The 16,094-nt window shown below is 60.6% G+C and carries 13 protein-coding genes and 1 pseudogene; 3 read left to right on the top strand and 11 right to left on the bottom strand.

Annotated elements, in window-relative coordinates; genetic code table 11:
- Window positions 1-191 precede the first annotated feature (191 nt).
- On the top strand, window positions 192-2,066 hold the full coding sequence (gene mnmC / locus CRO06_RS05360) for a bifunctional tRNA (5-methylaminomethyl-2-thiouridine)(34)-methyltransferase MnmC2/FAD-dependent 5-carboxymethylaminomethyl-2-thiouridine(34) oxidoreductase MnmC1 (RefSeq protein ID WP_097057931.1): 1,875 nt from the start codon (window positions 192-194) through the stop codon (window positions 2,064-2,066).
- Between the two features lie 104 nt (window positions 2,067-2,170).
- Here the strand turns inward: mnmC and CRO06_RS05355 are convergent, their stop codons facing one another.
- The 5 genes from CRO06_RS05355 to smc all read right to left on the bottom strand — a co-directional run bounded on the left by CRO06_RS05355 (window position 2,171) and on the right by smc (window position 10,354).
- Window positions 2,171-2,383, bottom strand: coding sequence for a YheU family protein (locus CRO06_RS05355; RefSeq protein ID WP_022994386.1), 213 nt, complete (start codon window positions 2,381-2,383; stop codon window positions 2,171-2,173).
- Window positions 2,384-2,392: 9 nt separating this feature from the next.
- Window positions 2,393-2,971 carry a transglycosylase SLT domain-containing protein gene (locus CRO06_RS05350; protein ID WP_022994385.1) on the bottom strand — a complete coding sequence of 193 codons (579 nt, stop codon included), beginning with the start codon at window positions 2,969-2,971 and terminating at the stop codon, window positions 2,393-2,395.
- Between the two features lie 197 nt (window positions 2,972-3,168).
- Window positions 3,169-5,484 carry an NAD-dependent DNA ligase LigA gene (ligA, locus tag CRO06_RS05345; protein ID WP_097057930.1) on the bottom strand — a complete coding sequence of 772 codons (2,316 nt, stop codon included), beginning with the start codon at window positions 5,482-5,484 and terminating at the stop codon, window positions 3,169-3,171.
- 187 nt (window positions 5,485-5,671) lie between these two features.
- On the bottom strand, window positions 5,672-6,607 hold the full coding sequence (gene zipA / locus CRO06_RS05340; protein ID WP_097057929.1) for a cell division protein ZipA: 936 nt from the start codon (window positions 6,605-6,607) through the stop codon (window positions 5,672-5,674).
- 234 nt (window positions 6,608-6,841) lie between these two features.
- Complete coding sequence (smc, locus tag CRO06_RS05335) at window positions 6,842-10,354, bottom strand: chromosome segregation protein SMC (protein WP_097057928.1); 3,513 nt, start codon at window positions 10,352-10,354, stop codon at window positions 6,842-6,844.
- A gap of 482 nt (window positions 10,355-10,836) precedes the next feature.
- On the opposite strand from smc, the pseudogene CRO06_RS20375 reads away from it, so the two are divergent.
- Window positions 10,837-11,100: pseudogene (locus tag CRO06_RS20375) on the top strand (PIN domain-containing protein); the annotation flags it as partial.
- Between the two features lie 91 nt (window positions 11,101-11,191).
- Here CRO06_RS20375 and CRO06_RS19925 read toward each other — a convergent pair.
- The 3 genes from CRO06_RS19925 to CRO06_RS20185 all read right to left on the bottom strand — a co-directional run bounded on the left by CRO06_RS19925 (window position 11,192) and on the right by CRO06_RS20185 (window position 13,730).
- Window positions 11,192-12,388: a hypothetical protein gene (locus CRO06_RS19925; RefSeq protein ID WP_143247719.1), complete on the bottom strand. Its 1,197-nt coding sequence runs from the start codon at window positions 12,386-12,388 to the stop codon at window positions 11,192-11,194.
- Between the two features lie 310 nt (window positions 12,389-12,698).
- Window positions 12,699-13,217, bottom strand: a complete 519-nt coding sequence (locus CRO06_RS20190; RefSeq protein ID WP_244902776.1) for an alpha/beta fold hydrolase — start codon at window positions 13,215-13,217, stop codon at window positions 12,699-12,701.
- 3 nt (window positions 13,218-13,220) lie between these two features.
- Window positions 13,221-13,730, bottom strand: coding sequence for an alpha/beta fold hydrolase (locus tag CRO06_RS20185; protein ID WP_244902775.1), 510 nt, complete (start codon window positions 13,728-13,730; stop codon window positions 13,221-13,223).
- Between the two features lie 210 nt (window positions 13,731-13,940).
- On the opposite strand from CRO06_RS20185, the gene CRO06_RS05320 reads away from it, so the two are divergent.
- The gene (locus CRO06_RS05320) at window positions 13,941-14,444 is read left to right on the top strand and encodes a GFA family protein (RefSeq protein WP_097057926.1); all 504 of its coding nucleotides are present in this window, start codon (window positions 13,941-13,943) and stop codon (window positions 14,442-14,444) included.
- 22 nt (window positions 14,445-14,466) lie between these two features.
- Here CRO06_RS05320 and CRO06_RS05315 read toward each other — a convergent pair whose 3' ends face one another.
- The 3 genes from CRO06_RS05315 to CRO06_RS05310 form a co-directional block, all read right to left on the bottom strand.
- Window positions 14,467-14,844, bottom strand: a complete 378-nt coding sequence (locus CRO06_RS05315) for a hypothetical protein (protein WP_022996189.1) — start codon at window positions 14,842-14,844, stop codon at window positions 14,467-14,469.
- 105 nt (window positions 14,845-14,949) lie between these two features.
- A complete protein-coding gene (locus CRO06_RS19920; protein ID WP_143247718.1) occupies window positions 14,950-15,387 on the bottom strand; it encodes a hypothetical protein in 438 nt (145 codons plus the stop codon).
- 159 nt (window positions 15,388-15,546) lie between these two features.
- Complete coding sequence (locus CRO06_RS05310; protein ID WP_097057925.1) at window positions 15,547-15,897, bottom strand: hypothetical protein; 351 nt, start codon at window positions 15,895-15,897, stop codon at window positions 15,547-15,549.
- Window positions 15,898-16,094: the final 197 nt, after the last annotated feature.

Genomic DNA, 16,094 nt, shown 5'->3' with positions numbered 1-16,094 from the left:
TGCTACGAAGCCGCTGTGGGAGCTTGCCTGCAAGCGAATATCGCCATGCATCGAATGAACCCCATTCGCTTGCAGGCAAGCTTCCCACAGCGGCTTCGTGGTTACTCCTGGTTCCGTGCAAACGCCAGACTCGCATCGTGATAAACTCGCCGGCGCGATCGACAGCCCAATTCTGAGGAGAGCCTCCGCCCATGTCCAACGGCGAATCCAACGGTGACTTCGAACCCCTGCAACCGGCCCGGCTGGATTGGCAGGCGGACACGCCGGTGGCGACGGATTTCGACGATCCGTACTTCTCCCGTCAGGACGGCATGGCGGAAAGCGATTACGTATTCCTGCAAGGCAACCGCTTGCGGGAGCGCTTCCGGACGCTGCGCCCCGGGCAGCATTTCGTTATCGGCGAAACCGGTTTCGGCACCGGCCTGAACATGCTGTTGGCGGCGCGCCTGTTCCTGCGACTGGCGCCGGAAGATACCCTGCTGGATCTGCTGTCGGTGGAAAAGCATCCCCTGCACGCCGAGGATCTGGCCCGCGCCCTGGCCCACTGGCCGGATCTGGCCGATCTGGTGGCGCCCTTGCAGCGGCAGTACCCGCCGCCCTGCCCCGGCTACCATCGCCTGCAACTGCACCCACGTGTGCGCCTCACTCTAATGTACGGCGAGGCCACCGCCCAGTGGCGGCATTGCCACAGTACCGTGGACGCCTGGTTCCTGGACGGCTTCGCGCCGTCCCGCAATCCGCACATGTGGCAGCCGGAGCTGTTCCGGCAATTGGCCCGGCTGAGCCGCCCCGGCGCCACTTTCGCCACCTTCACCGCCGCCGGTGAGGTGCGTCGCGGCTTGCAGGAAGCGGGCTTTCAGGTGCGCCGCATCGACGGCTTCGGCCATAAACGCCACATGGCGGTGGGCGAATTCGGCGACGACAACTGGACCGCCCGGCACTGGCAGCGTGGCCACGCGGTGATCGCCGGGGCCGGTCTGGCCGGCGCCAGCAGCGCCCGGGCACTGGCCGAACGGGGCTGGCGGGTAACGGTGCTGGACCCGGCCGGCATTGCCCAAGGCGCCTCCGGCAATCTGGCCGGCGTGGTCTACTCAACACCCAGTGCTCATCTGACACCGCAGAACCGCTTCTATCAGATGAGTTACGTGCACGCACTGCGCTGGCTGAACCGGTTTGAATTTCCCAATCCGGAACAGGGCCGTCTGAACGGCGTGGTGCAGTATCCGGTGGACCAACGTCAGCAGGACAAACTGAACGGGGCCCTGCAAAGCGAGGTCTGGCCCGATACCCTGCTGAGGCCCCGGGAAGATGGCGGCATGCTGCTCGCCGGCGGCGGCTATCTGCGCCCGGGCGCCTGGTGCGAAACGCTGCTGGATCATCCGGCCATCGAAGTGCGCCGGGACAAAATCACCGGTTATGTGGCCGGCGACCCGGTGCGTGTGTCCGTGCAGGGAGGCGGTGAGTTGGAGGGCGACACGCTGATCCTGGCCACCGCCGCCCAGGCCCGCCGTTTCGACGACCTGCATTGGCTGCCGCTCAAGATCATTCGCGGGCAGGTCAGCTACTGCCGGGCCACCGAAGCCAGCGCCAAGTGGCAACAGGCCCGCTGCCATGGCGGCTACCTGACCCCGGCGGTGGACGGCCTGCATTGTGTCGGCGCCACCTTCGATCTGCACGATGACAACCCCCGGCCCAGTGACCATCACGATCAGGTGAATCTGCTGCAGCTGAAGCAGTACTTACCGGAAGCGTGGCGGGAACTGGGCGGCGAGCACATCGAAGTGGTGGATCGGCGGGTGGCGTTCCGCTGCCAAAGCAACGACTTCCTGCCACTGTGCGGCCCGCAGCCCCGGGTGCTGGGTCCGATTCTGGATGAAGCGCCCGGCGTTTGGCTGAACCTGGCTCACGGCAGCCGGGGTATCACCGGCACGCCCTTGTGCGCGGATCTGCTGGCGGACCGGCTTAGCGGCTTGCCGCTGCCGGTGGATGACACTCTGGCGGAAGCCCTGGCGCCGGTGCGTTTCCTGCACCGCCAGCGGCGCAAGAAGCGGCCCCGGCGGGCGTAGGAACGATTTGCTCTGCTGGCTTCGGTATATCGTAGTCCTTTCCGTGGGAGCTTGTCCGGGCAAGCGTCCACAGCGATTTTGGATAGAACTGACCAGCGGCCCTCTCAGGACACCATAACCAGGTCCACGGACTCGGTGGCTTCATCGAACATCAGCCGGCACTCGCCCCGCTCCAGCATACGGCGCACCTGCTCCACCTTGGTGGCCAGCGGCACTTCCTGCTCACCGTAATCGGTGCCGTCACGGGTCACGTATTCCTCGATCAGATTGGTGAGGGTCTCGGCACTCACTTCCCGCCAGGGCACTTCAATCGGCATTTACCCTCCTCAACGCCCGCAACGGGCCATCTGCGCCCGGTACTGATCGGCCATGGCGGCGGCCCGGCGGGCGGATCGTTGCATGTAGGGTTTGTTTTTCCATACGCCGCGAGAATAGCCGCCGTGGCCGGCGTAATAAGCCAAGTACAGGTGGTAGGCGTCGTTCAACGGGATGCCATTACGCACATGGCTCTGGTAGTGGTACCAGCCGACGAAGTGCACCGCGTCGGCGAAGTCGGAGCGCTTGGCCCCCCGGCGACCGGTTTCCTTCTGGTACCAGGCCCAGGTGCCGTCCAGCGCCTGCGGATAGCCGTAGGCGCTGGAAGGGCGTTTCCAGGGGATGATCCACAACAATTTGGTGCGCGGCGGTTTGATCCGGGCCTGGAAGCCGGATTCCTTGTAGATCGTCGCCATCAGGATCGGTACCGGCACACCGAATTCCTTCTCGGTACGCTTGGCGGCCTTGTACCAGTTATTGAACCACCCCCCTTTCTGATCGAACACGGCGCAAACGTTTTCGGTCTGGGTCGGGGTGGACGCGCAGCCCGCCAGTCCGACCAGCAACAGCGCCAACAACAGGGCTCGCATGGGTAACCTCGGAATTCCGGTTTGCGACATGGTAGCGGTTGGCCTCCGGAAAGGGAAAACGGGAATCGCGTGCGGCCCACGGACCGGACTACGAAGCCACTGTGGGAGCTTGTCCGGGCGGCGGGCCGCTGCAAGCGAACACCTCACACCAGAGACCGCATTCGCCAACAGGCAGGCTCCCACCGCGGCATCCCGCCTTATACAACGATGCCGTGGCCGGCGAGAAAGTCGGCGAAGGTGTCCTCGTCCATCACGTCCACTCCCAGCTCTTCCGCCTTGGTGAGCTTGGAGCCGGCGGCCTCGCCAGCCACCACGCAATGGGTTTTCTTCGATACGCTGCCGGCCACCTTGGCGCCCAGGCTTTGCAGATGGGCCTTGGCCTGGTCGCGGGTCAGCCGGGACAAGGTACCGGTCAGCACCCAGGTCTGCCCTTCCAGGGCCTGCTCCGCCGCTTCCCGAGGCGCCTTTTCGGACAACTCAGCGGCCAGCGCCTCGGCCTGTTCCAGCCGCTGCCGCCAATCGCCCTGTTCCAGCGCCTTGTGGAACTGCTCCAGCATGGCCGGGCGAACCGGAGCCTCATCGGCATCCGCCTCGGCGAGAGCCGCCACGGTCTTATAATGGCTGCCCAGGGTTTCCAGGGACTTTTCTCCGACGCCATCCAGCGCCATGCCAAGACGCTTGGCCGCCTTGAGGAAGTACCCGAGCGTCAGCTCCCGCACGAAGGCCGCGGAGGGATGGCCATTGGCGCGCGGCTGGACGCCTTCGGCCAGCAGACCGTCGATGACGTCCTCGTTATGTTGCTCGCGGAAGAAGGCGTGAATCGCCTTGGCCACTTCCAGCCCCACATCCGGCACCGCCAGGAACAACAGCAACGGTGCCCGCCGGATCGTCTCCAGGTCACCGAAACAATCGGCCAGCGCCTTGGCGGTTTCCTCGCCGATCTGCAGGATACCGAGAGCGAACAGGAAGCGCTCCAGGCTCACCGTCTTGGAGTGCTCCAGCGCCTCGATCAGGTTGGCGGCGGACTTGTCGCCCATGCGCTCCAACGCCGCTACCGGCTCCGCTTGCAGCCGGTACAGATCGGCCACGGTGGCGATCAAGTTCCGGTCCACCAGCGCGTCCACCAGCTTTTCGCCCAGCCCCTCGATGTCCATGGCCCGGCGCGAAGCGAAGTGCTTGATGGCTTCCCGCTGCTGGGCGCCACAGATCAGGCCGCCGGTGCAGCGCGCCACCACGCCGCCCTCGGCGCGGAAAATATCGCTGCCGCACACCGGGCATTCGGCCGGCAAATGAATTTCCTCGGCGTTGCCGGGGCGCCGCTCGGGCACCGCCCGCACCACCTTGGGAATCACGTCACCGGCCCGGTACACCACCACGGTGTCGCCGACACGAATGTCCAGGCGATGGATTTCATCGATATTGTGCAGGGTGGCGTTGCTGACAGTGACCCCGCCCACCTGTACCGGCTCCAGTTTCGCCACCGGCGTCAGCGCCCCGGTGCGGCCCACCTGCCAGTCCACTCCGTTGAGAACAGTGATCTCTTCCTGGGCCGGGAACTTGTGCGCGACAGCCCAGCGCGGCGCGCGGCTGACAAAGCCCAGGTCACGCTGCCAGTCGAGCCGGTCCACTTTGTAGACCACGCCGTCGATGTCGTAATCCAACTGATCCCGGCGTTCCAGAATGTCGTGGTAAAACGCCAGCAAGGCGTCCACGCCATCGCAAAGTTTCACTTCCGGATTCACCCGCAGCCCCCATTGGCGCAACCGCTCGAGGATGGCGGAATGACGATCCGGCCAGTTCTCCCCCTCCAGTTGCGCCAGGGAGTAAGCGTAGAACTCCAGCGGCCGCTGGGCGGTAATGCGGGAATCCAATTGCCGCAGGCTGCCAGCGGCGGCGTTGCGAGGGTTGGCGAAGGTTTTCTGCTCCGCCTCCGCTTGACGCCGGTTCAGCTCGGCGAAGCCACGGTGGGTCATCACCACCTCGCCGCGCACTTCCATCAAGGCCGGCGGCTTGTCACCACGCAGGCGCAGCGGGATCGACTTGATGGTGCGCACGTTGGCGGTAATGTCCTCACCAGTCTCGCCGTCGCCACGGGTGGCGCCGCGCACCAGCTCGCCATTCTCATAGACCAGCGACACCGCCAGGCCATCGAGTTTGGGCTCGGCGACATAGTCGATGCTGCCACTCACATCCAGACGCTCGCGGACGCGCTGGTCAAAGTCCCGCAGTTCCTCGTCATTGAAGGCATTGCCCAGGCTCAGCATGGGTACCGCATGGCGCACTTCGTTGAAGCCTTCCAGCGGCACGTCCCCGACCCGCTGGGTCGGCGAGTCCGGGCTGATCAGGTCGGGATGCTCCCCTTCCAGCGCTTGCAACTGACGGAACAGGCGGTCGTATTCGGCATCGGGAACGGCGGGGTCATCCAGCACATAGTAACGGTAGGACCAGTCGTTGAGCTGGTCCCGCAGCTGTTTGATCTGTTCGGCGGGAGACGGGGTTTTCGGCGATGTCACGGTGGGATGAGTCCTTGCTTTCTACAGGCGCTGGGGGGCGGTTTTAACCCGAATTCGCCAGCAAGGCTGGCTCCTACGGATTTTGCTACGAAGCCGCTGTAGGAGCTTGCCTTGCAAGCGAATTGGCCTCTGCGCAACAGATTCGCTTGCAAGGCAAGCTCCCACAGTGGCCTTGAGGCCTCCGACCTCAGCTATGAGATACGCGCTGACGCCGCTCGAACTCCTGCACGCGCTGGCGCAGGTGTTCCATGGTCTGCGGCGTCAAGACGCTGTGCTGCTCGTCACGCAGGTCGCCGTACAGCCCTTCAGCCATGCGCCGGCCGGTGGTGAGCATGCGATCCAGCGCCGCCAACGGATCTTGCGGCCCCGGCAACTGCATGAAGAAAGTAATGCCGGCGAATTCCTGCTCTTCCATGGTCTGGATATCGAAGGTACCCGGCTCCACCGCGTTGGCCACGGAGAATTCCGGATATTCGTCGCCCTGTCGATGACGATGGAAGATGTTCATCTCGCCGAAGCGCAGGCCGCATTCCAACAGATAGCGGAGCATCGCCTCGCCGTCGAAACGATCCGGGCGGCGCGCGATCAGATGGAACACGATCACCTCCTGCACCTGCCGTTCCGGCGGTGGCGCGTCACGATGGGGCTGGCGGGCCTCGGCACGGGCCCGCGGGGCCTCACGAGCCGGTTGCGGTTCCGGTTCCGGTTCCAGCTCATCCTCCGGCAGATCCCGGCTCGCGCGCATGGACGGCAGTGACTCTTCCGGCTCCGGCTCCGGCTCGGCCTCATCTTCGAACAGATTCTGCTGCTCCGCCCGCCGTCCGGCCATGTCGTCCGGTGCCTCATCTTCTTCCATCATGATCGGCGGATCATCGCGATCTTCCGGCAACGGCGCGCCATCGGCGCCGCGACGGATCACCCGGGGACGTCCGATCACTTCCGGGTTGCTGTCGAGAAAATCGTCTTCTTCATCATCGTCACCGGCGGGACGACGGAAACGGCGATCGATGCGCATACGCAAGCGCCCGTGCCGTTCGCGGATCATTCTTCGCACACCGTCGGCCAGAATCAGCAGAATCAGAATAACCAGAATGCCGATCAGTGTTTCCAAATTCAGGCCCATTTGCCCCTTCCTTAGCGTGTGCCCCCAAGCGGACACCACATTAGGGTTAAACGTCAGTTCAGATAATCATTCGCTACACGCCCGCCGCTGTCAAAGCGCTATCGGCATGGAAGCCGGGCGATTCACGCCGATAAGGTAAAACTTCTTAAGAGCGTGTCCTGGTTACATAAAAATATAAGCAGTTTAACGGCCCGGCGGCCCCGGGCCTGTTTGTCTCTTGTTACCTGGCCGCGGCTACATGGCCGCCATTTCAGCGGCCTCTTCCACGTCCACGGAGACCAGACGCGAGGCGCCGGGCTCGTGCATGGTCACGCCCATCAGAGCGTGGGCCATTTCCATGGCGATCTTGTTGTGAGTGATATAAATGAACTGCACCCGGGACGACATCTCCTGCACCAGATTACAGAAACGGCCCACGTTGGCATCGTCCAAAGGCGCGTCCACCTCATCCAACAGACAGAACGGTGCCGGGTTGAGTTCAAAAATACTGAACACCAGCGACAAGGCGGTAAGCGCCTTTTCGCCCCCGGACAGCAGGTGAATGGTGCTGTTGCGCTTGCCCGGCGGCCGCGCCATGATCGCCACGCCGGTATCCAGCAGGTCCTCGCCGGTCAGCTCCAGGTAAGCGTGCCCGCCGCCGAATACCTTCGGAAACAGCGCCTGCAGCCCTTTGTTGATGCGGTCGAAGTACTCCTTGAAGCGGGTCCGGGTCTCGCGGTCGATCTTGCGAATGGCATTGTCCAGGGTACGCAGCGCGTCTTCCAGATCCTCGTTCTGCTGATCCAGATACTGCTTGCGCTCGGACTGTTGCTGATATTCGTCGATGGCGGCCAGGTTGATCTGACCGAGCCGGGCGATGCGCTGGGCGATCTGCTCCAGGTCCTGGTTCCAGGCCTGTTCGTTGGCGTCCTCCGGCAGATTGGCGAGTACCGTTTCCAGATCGAAATGCTGCTCGCCAAGCTGCTCGGCCACGGTCTGCCGGCGGGTGCTCAACTCCTGCCAGAGCATGCGCTTCTGGCTGATGGCGTCACGCACTTCCTGGGCCTGGCGCTCGAACTGGCCACGGCGGCCTTCCAGATCGCGCATCTGGTGTTCCACCTCTTCCAGCTTCCGGCGGGCGTCGGCCAGCTTTTGCTCCGCCTCCAGGCGCAGCTCCAGTTTTTCTTCCAGCTGCTGTTGCAGCTCCAGGCCGAGGTCGTCGCCGCCCTCGCTGAGCTGGCTTTCCAGCAGCGCCTTGCGCTCGGCCAGGCTGGCCACCTGCCCTTCCAGACGGGCCAGGTTCTGACGCAGGGCATCCGCCTGGGTACGGGCCCCCTGGGCCTCCATGGCCAGTTGATGAGCCTGGTCGCGATGCTGCCGCGCCTGTTGCCGCGCGTCATCCAGACGCAGACGGTAATCGTCGCGCCGCGACAGCAGCGCCTCGCGCTCGCCGGAGTCCTGCTCCATGGCGTCCAGGGCTTCCGCCAGCACCGTCCGCGCTTCCTTGATCTGTTCCTGTTCCTGTTCGAGCTGACCGCGGGTTTCCTCCAGCTCGCGGCCAAGCCGTTCCTGGCGCATGGTGATCTGCTCCAGGCGCACCTGGCGGGCACTGACCTGGGCGTTGACCTCGCCCAGTTCCCGGCTCAGCCGGCTGCCCTGGCGCTGGGCTTCCTCGCGCTCTTCCTCCAGCGCCGCCACCTGCTCGCGGTTCTCTTCCAGCCGCGCCTTGAGGTCTTCCACCGTGGTGGTCAGGGTTTCGATCTGCTCTTCCAGCGCTTCCAGCTGCCGGCGGCGTTCCAGAATGCCCGCTTCCTGGTCCTCTTCCCGCACTACACGCAGCCAATCCGGCCCCAGCCAGATGCCGTCACGGGTGACTACCGACTCACCGGGACTCAATTGCCCTCGCAGGGACAGCGCTCCGGGCAGATCTTCCACCGCGTAAACCCCGGCCAGCAGCCCTTCCGGAGCATTGCCGGAGACCTTGTCCCGCAACGGCGTGCCTGTTTTTCCGGTATAGCCGCCGGCGGCGGCGTCCGAACCCGGCTGGACCATGGCGACACGGCCATGGGTGAGGTCCGCCAGCCAGTCGCCGACCTGGTCCAGGCCTTCCACGGCCACCGCCTGCAGGGCATCGCCGAGCACCGCTTCCACCGCTTTTTCCCAGCCCTCGGCCACGTTGATACGGTCCGCCAGGCGCGGATGGTCGTCCAGTTCGTGGCGGGTGAGCCATTCACTCACCGCGCCGTCATCGCCCATGGCCGCCTTCTGCAGCGCCTCCAGGGAGGTATGGCGGCCACGCAGGGTTTGCAGCCGCTCGCGGGCTTCATCCAGTTCCCGGCCGCGATCCCCGTTCTGGCGGCGCAGTTGGTTGATCTCTTCCTGCAGCCGCTCACTGCTCATCTCGCTCTCTTCGCGCTGCATCTGCAGTTCGGCCACCTGCTCCTGAAGCTCACGCATCTCGGTGGCCAGCGGGCCGGAGTCCAGGGATTCCTGCTCCTTTTCGAGCCGTCCCATACGGTCGCGCAGGCGCTCGATGGATTTCTCCAGATGCTGGATGCGGGACTGTTCCACCTCCGCCTGGCGGCGTGACTCGCCGGCCCGGTTATTGAAGGTCTCCCACTCCTGCTGCCACTCCTGCATGGCCTCCTCGGCCAGGGTCAGCGTCTCGGTGGCGCTGTCCTGCAGCTCGCCGCTCTCTTCCAGCCGCGGTTCAAGCTCCGCCAGCTGTTCCTCCAGCATGGCCAGCTTTTCGCCGTCCAGCCGCTGGTGTTCATCGGCCTCTTTCCAGCTGGCCCGAACCTGCTCGAACTCTTCATGCAATTGCTGATGGCGCTCGCGCTGATGCTGGATGCTCTGCTCCAGCCGCGCCACCTCGGCGCCGAGCGCATAAAAGTGCTGCTGAACCTGATTAAAGTGCTCCTGCGCCTCGTTATGCCCTTCGCGCAGCCGCTCGATCTCGGCGTCCACGTGGCGCTGCTCGGCCACCTTGGCCTCCATGCTCACGTCCAACTCGCCGATCACGTGGTCCAACTGCTTGACCTGGTGATCCAGGCCCTGCCAGCGCAAGGCTTTGAGCTGAGCGCTCTTGTGGCGCTCCTCTTCCTTGTACTGTTTGTATTTCTCCGCCGCGGCGGCCTGACGGCTGAGGCGCTCCAGTTGCCGTTCCAGTTCCTCACGAATGTCGGTCAGGCGCTCCAGGTTCTCCCGGGTGCGGCGCATGCGGTTCTCGGTCTCACGGCGGCGGGCCTTGTACTTGGAAATGCCCGCGGCCTCCTCGATGTACACCCGCAACTCTTCCGGCTTCGCCTCGATCAACCGGGAGATCATGCCCTGCTCGATAATGGCGTAACTGCGGGGGCCGAGACCGGTGCCCATGAAGATATCGGAGATGTCCTTGCGGCGGCACTTGGCGCCGTTGAGGAAGTAATTGGACTGACCGTCCCGGGTCACCAGGCGCCGCACCGAGATTTCGCTGAACTTGCCGTACTCGCCCTGGATCTTGCCCTCGGCGTTGTCGAACACCAGCTCGATGGAGGCCTGCGCCACCGGTTTGCGGGAGTTGGAGCCGTTGAAGATCACGTCCGCCATGGACTCGCCGCGCAAATGCTTGGCGGAGGACTCCCCCATTACCCAGCGCACGGCGTCGATGATATTGGACTTGCCACAGCCATTGGGCCCCACCACGGCGGTGAGGTTATCCGGGAACAGGGCCGTCGTGGGATCCACGAACGACTTGAACCCCGCCAGCTTGATGCTTTTCAGTCTCATAGAGTGCGCTACTCGCTTCCCGCGAACCGTCCCTGCCCGGCCACGCCATCGCCAGCCACGGACAAACTGTTTAAACCGGTTAGTCTAGCGACATGCCGCCCTGAATTCATCACACAAAGGGCGTAGGGGGGAGGATGAGCTCTCAAACTCTTCCATGTGCATAAAAACACATATTCATAAAGGCATGGCTTACGCCCTCTTGCGGGCCGGGCCTACAGACCTTTCCGATTTGGCCGACAGACCCGCCGGCCCCCTGCTCCGATACTAAGCGCTGGATCACGCCAGCGAGCATTTGTCATGAACGGCCCCGATGCCTCCGGTTCCCCTGGTCGGAAACCCTCTTCCGATTCCGGGCCTTCCAGCCTTAGAAGCATCATACCGCTGACGGATGCCCGCGCTCTGGTAGCGAAAGCGAGAGCCAACGCACAATTCGACGAAGAAGAAGCACTGAGTCTTGCCGTTGAAGAAACCCGGGCGCAACGGCACGCATCGTCGATGCCATGTTGGCAGGAGGTATTATTTACTTGATTTCCCCTGCCCTATTACGGGAATACAGGACCGTATTACTAAGGCCGAAGCCGGCGCACCTGCATGGTCTGAAGGAATCCGAGATTGATGATCATTTGACGGTTATCACGGTCAATGCGGCTTGGCACGAGCCCTCATCCGGAATAGGTGGAGAAGCATCCGACCCCGGCGATAATCATCTCTGGGCTTCCTGGCCTCGGAGCACGGGGCGATTCTGATCACTGGCGGCGGCTTGCTACAGGACCATCCGCGAGAGCCATTTTTTGGCGTGCATTGACCACATCGCTAGCCCGCCCCAGCATCCTGCGATCAAGGTATGAACGTAACGGATGAGCTTGTGCCTCCTCCTCCACGAATGCTCCATTGATCCGAACCACCTCCCCCAGAGATGGATATTTTTCCCGTGTTAACATTTTTATGAGAGCAATGACCTTTGTATCCAGTGCCATTGTTTGCTATCAGCCTAATTGAAAACGACTCTCCTGAGAAAGCGGTTCCCGTGCTGGACAGGTCATTCAAATCGACATTTCTACAAGAGGGCGTGTTTAGAATTTCATGGTTGTAGAAAATGGGTTGATTGTTGATCGAAACACTGACTCTATCACCATCCTCACATTCATAATCGGAAACGCATACCCTCAGCCTTGAGCTGTCTACAGTAAAATTCCGGAGGCCGTCAAATCGGAAGTCATCGCCCGCGGCGCTCGCACCCGAATCACTGGAAAACGCACTGAATGTTTGTTCCGCATCGCCCGTGTAAACCCCCGTGACAAGATCTTCGGCCTGCTCTTGAGTCATGCTGTTGGTAGCCATGCCAGCCGCGCCAAATGCCACGGCACTGGAAGTGGCCAGAATTTTACCGGCTGAGCCAAGAGTCTCATCTCGTTTTCTAGCGGCATGATAGGCATTTAATCCATCACTATCATACGCCCGTGCGTATATAAGAGCCTGAGACAAAGCGACTTCTTTTTCAGCCGATGACTGCCACCAAACAAAGGGAACTTCAGCGCCACCCTCAAGGATCTTTATCCCTCTCTGCCTCTCCCCGAATATCATTCGGCCTGGATATCTATCAGACCTGACATCCATGTCAAAGTAGACTGCGGTTGAGTTCGGAACAAACCCTAAGGCGTATGGCACATGGTGGCTGACGTTCTTGTTACCGAAAACGGCTATGTTAAAGCAGTACCCTGATGACGACCTGCATCTTGATACGTAGTCTAATTTCGGATCACCGTTTTTCTTGGAGTCCACGGGGGAAGCAAATTTTTCCATGACCTCTGAGGTCAAGGCAGAGCCATCATTTCTTACGAAAATATGTTGCGTGTGAATGTCAATGTCAGTACGCATGCCAATGTTGCTTCTGCTGGAAACCACGGATGCCTTCCATTCATCCGTCAACGCCTCCTCCACGGAGGTCGCTGCCTGGCGTGGCGTTTGGCACCCGGAGATCATTAGCGAGGGGAGCAATGCGAGGAACGGCAAAACCCTTCTGATTGCTTTCATAATTATAGCCCTTCCAATTTTTATTGCTTATTGGAGGTAGTAGCTCTAAATCGTAAATGTAGCATGGCATCGATGTCATGGTATCACCTGACGAATGCGCTTTTTAGAAGTTCAGCCATCACAAAAAGGCAATGGGGCGGACCTTGCCCAGCACCTCACAGCCCTTCTTTCCGGCCAAGAAAAGCAAATCACAAGACCGCCCCGCTAGCCGTGGCAATCGGTCTCCAGGTAATCCGAATCCAACCATTCAGGGGCACCAGGGCATTGAGGATCGCTGGCACAGCACCAGCCCTGTCCCGAGCAGAGTCCGCTACAGCTCGCTCAGCCCGTCCAACAGAGCCTTGTGAAACGTCTCCGGCGCCTGAATCTGCGGAGAATGGCCCAGCTCCGGGAACTCCACCAAAGTGGCATCGGGAATTCGCTCGGCGGCCTGCTCACCCAGCACCTCATAGCGGCCCAGTTCCTTTTTAACCTCCTCGCTGGCCAGCCCTTTGCCGATCGCCGTGTTGTCCTGCTCGCCGATCAACAACAGAGTCGGCACCCGCAACTGATTGAACTCATAAACCACCGGTTGCGTGAACACCATGTCGGAGGTCAGCGCCTGATTCCACGCCACCCGTTTCCGGTCCTTGCCGCGATACATCCCGGCCTGCATCTCCACCCAGCGGTCATAACGCGGCTCCCAGTGGCCGGCGTAATAAGTGGATTGTTGATACGCCCGGATGCCCTCCGCGCTCTTCTTCAATTCCGACTGGTAGGCCTGGTCGATGCCCTGATACGGCACGCCTTTCGCTTTCCAATCCTCCAATCCGATAGGATTGGCCAGCACCAACTACTCCACCCCATCCGGGTACATCAGCGCATAACGGACGGCCAGCATGCCGCCCATGGAATGCCCCATCACCGTAACCTTGTCGATATCAAGCGTCTCGAGCAAAGCATGGGTGTTGGCCGCCAACTGATGAAAGCTGAAATGATAATTCTCGGGCTTGGTGGATTTGCAAAAGCCGATCTGATCCGGCGCCACCACCCGATACCCGGCCTCGGAGAGCGCCTCAATGGTGCCCTCCCAAGTGCCCGCGCAGAAATTCTTGCCGTGCATCAGCACCACCGTGCGCCCGTTTGGTGTCTCCGGCTTGACATCCAGATAAGCCATCCGCATCGGCCCACCTTGGGAAGTAAATTCGAACCGGTTCACCGGATAAGCGTAGTCGAAACCGGACAGCTCACCGTCATAAACGGCGTTTCCTGCCTCCCCTTCCGACGCCCAGGCGCCGGAACTGGACAAAATCGAAGCGAACAGAGCGAATCCCGTTGCTACGAATCGGGCCCCCATGGACATGGCACTCTCCTCCCAGATGAAAAATGTATAGAAGGTAAACACGGCATTTCCTTCCTCATCACGTTGGAGGCTCCTTCACCCGGGGAGTTCCGTGCTCTCCCATTGCCTGTCCAGATTGATCGACTTACCCTCGTGCCATAGCCATCGGCATTACCCCCTGCCGTGCTGACACCATCGTCAGTGACGGCCCGGACCTCGGGAGGGAAAGTCATGTTGCTTCACGGTTCCTGCCACTGCGGCGCGGTACATTTCAGCGTCGAGTCACCACACCCTTACCCCTACCAGCGCTGCTACTGTTCCATCTGCCGCAAAACCGCCGGCGGTGGCGGCTACGCCATCAACCTCAGCGGCCGCGCCGAAACGCTTTCCGTGGAAGGCGCCGAGCATAAGAGCATCTACCATGCCGTCATTGATGGTGAACCCAGTCCTGGCGAACGGCACTTCTGCCACCACTGCGCCAGCGCCCTGTGGGTATTCGATCCACGCTGGCCGGAACTGGTCCACCCGTTCGCCTCGGCCATCGACACCGACCTGCCAATCCCGCCCGAACGGGTGCATCTGCTACTGGACAGCAAAGCCAACTGGGTGGAGGTGGAAGCCGGAAAGAACGACAAATGCTTTGACGGCTATCCGGAGGAGAGTATCGCCGAGTGGCATCGGAGGTTGGGGTTGGAGGACCGGCAACACCGAAAAACGCGGCACAGACCCGCCTGATGAATTTGGCGAGCCTTCCCGGTCACTCCACCCATATACGGTCAATTTTTAAATATCCCCCAACCGTTCCCCTCATTTGAATCTTAACGTCTTTACCTGTGGTTTGAGCCGCCAGAGCCGTGCTGTAGAAGTAGGAAGCAAACTCCGGCTTGTCCTTATAGGAAATCGCGCCCGCCACGAATTTCGACACGCCGCCAATACCAACGCTCGCTGGCGCGCCAGAAGCCATCGGGGTATCGAAGTAAAGCAGCATTACGCCACTATCATTGATATAAAGTTGTTTCACTTTACCTAAATAGTAGCAGTAAGGAGCCGCCGTGCTGGTATGACAAGTTGGCTCACCGGCCTGGATCAGTCCTGGCACCAAGAAAACACCTAGAAAAAGAACAATCCGTTTCATATCCTACCTCCAAAAAAATTCTCTCGATGAAGCCTCAGGTTTGCACTCCGTGCTCAACCCCAGCACAGAATAAGCCCTGACCCCAAGCGGTAACAGGGTACTTTTTTAACAATCCTTGAGGAGATAAGGGTCTAATCTCAGCTCGTTTGGATCCAATGTAAAATTCACCCATGAAGGACCAGGATGATAAGGAGCTTTAGCTGGAATATCTGTAACCACTCCAGAAAATGGCCCATCCAATATTTTTACTTGTACTCGCAAGTACCTTCCTGATGAGCCATTCCACCCGCTAATGACATTCTCAACTCTGATTTTGGTCCCTTTTTCTACGATCCCTGCAACACTCTTTCTGCTCCACATGATCTCTTCTTGCTGAAGAGAGGTCATGAGATTCTGCCCAACGCTCCCCTCCTCTCGGCCAACCCACAACTTCTGATCAAATGCCAGTACTTTGCACTCACCAACAAGATCACTATGTACGATCGTCGTACATCCCGTAGCAAAAGATACAAAGAGCACAGAAAGAAAAATGCGAATGAACATACCTATGGCCCCGTCCATAATTTCAGGTAACCGTCAACAGAGCACCACGGGGGCCAGGTCTTGCCCGGTGCTTTGCAGCCATCCTTCTCAGCCAAGAAAGGCAAGTGGAAAGACCCGCCCCTAAAAGCCCGAGCGCATTCACGATGTATTGCTCCGGTTCTACCGACCAATCTGGAGATACTTCACATAGCAGAGCGGAGTAGCATTATCGTAATGCGCCTTCACCTCTGCTCCCGTGGTCAGTGCGCTCAGCCCCAGAGCAAGATAGGAGGGAATGACATCCAGTGTCAGTCCCTGCTCGCCGGGATACACGCAGAGGTGTTTGGTACTCCACTGCGTACACGCGGGATCAACCGGAGCCGTAAAGCCAATCAGAAAGCCACCGTTATCCACCGTAATGATTTCAGAGACGCCAAGATTGCCAGACCAGACCAGCTCTGCCCTGGCGGTCATCGAACAAACAAGTAAAGCCCCTAACAATACTGTTCTGATCGATATTCCTCTATTCATACCTTTTCCTTTGGATTTCGAGAATACAAACAACCATCAGATCTATAGCCGGCCTCTGTCCACAGGATTCAGAGTGGGTATGAAGCTCCAGGCGCAACGGTCTGGCCATCCGTGGCTCCTCCAGTCATTACTTTATCTATACAAAAATTCCAGCCTCACCCCTTCGAAAGGCACAAGGCAAGACCTGCCCCCCAGAG

This window comes from Alloalcanivorax xenomutans, from assembly GCF_900217905.1.
Taxonomy (GTDB): Bacteria; Pseudomonadota; Gammaproteobacteria; order Pseudomonadales; family Alcanivoracaceae; genus Alloalcanivorax; species Alloalcanivorax xenomutans.
This window is presented reverse-complemented; position numbering and strand designations above follow the sequence as displayed.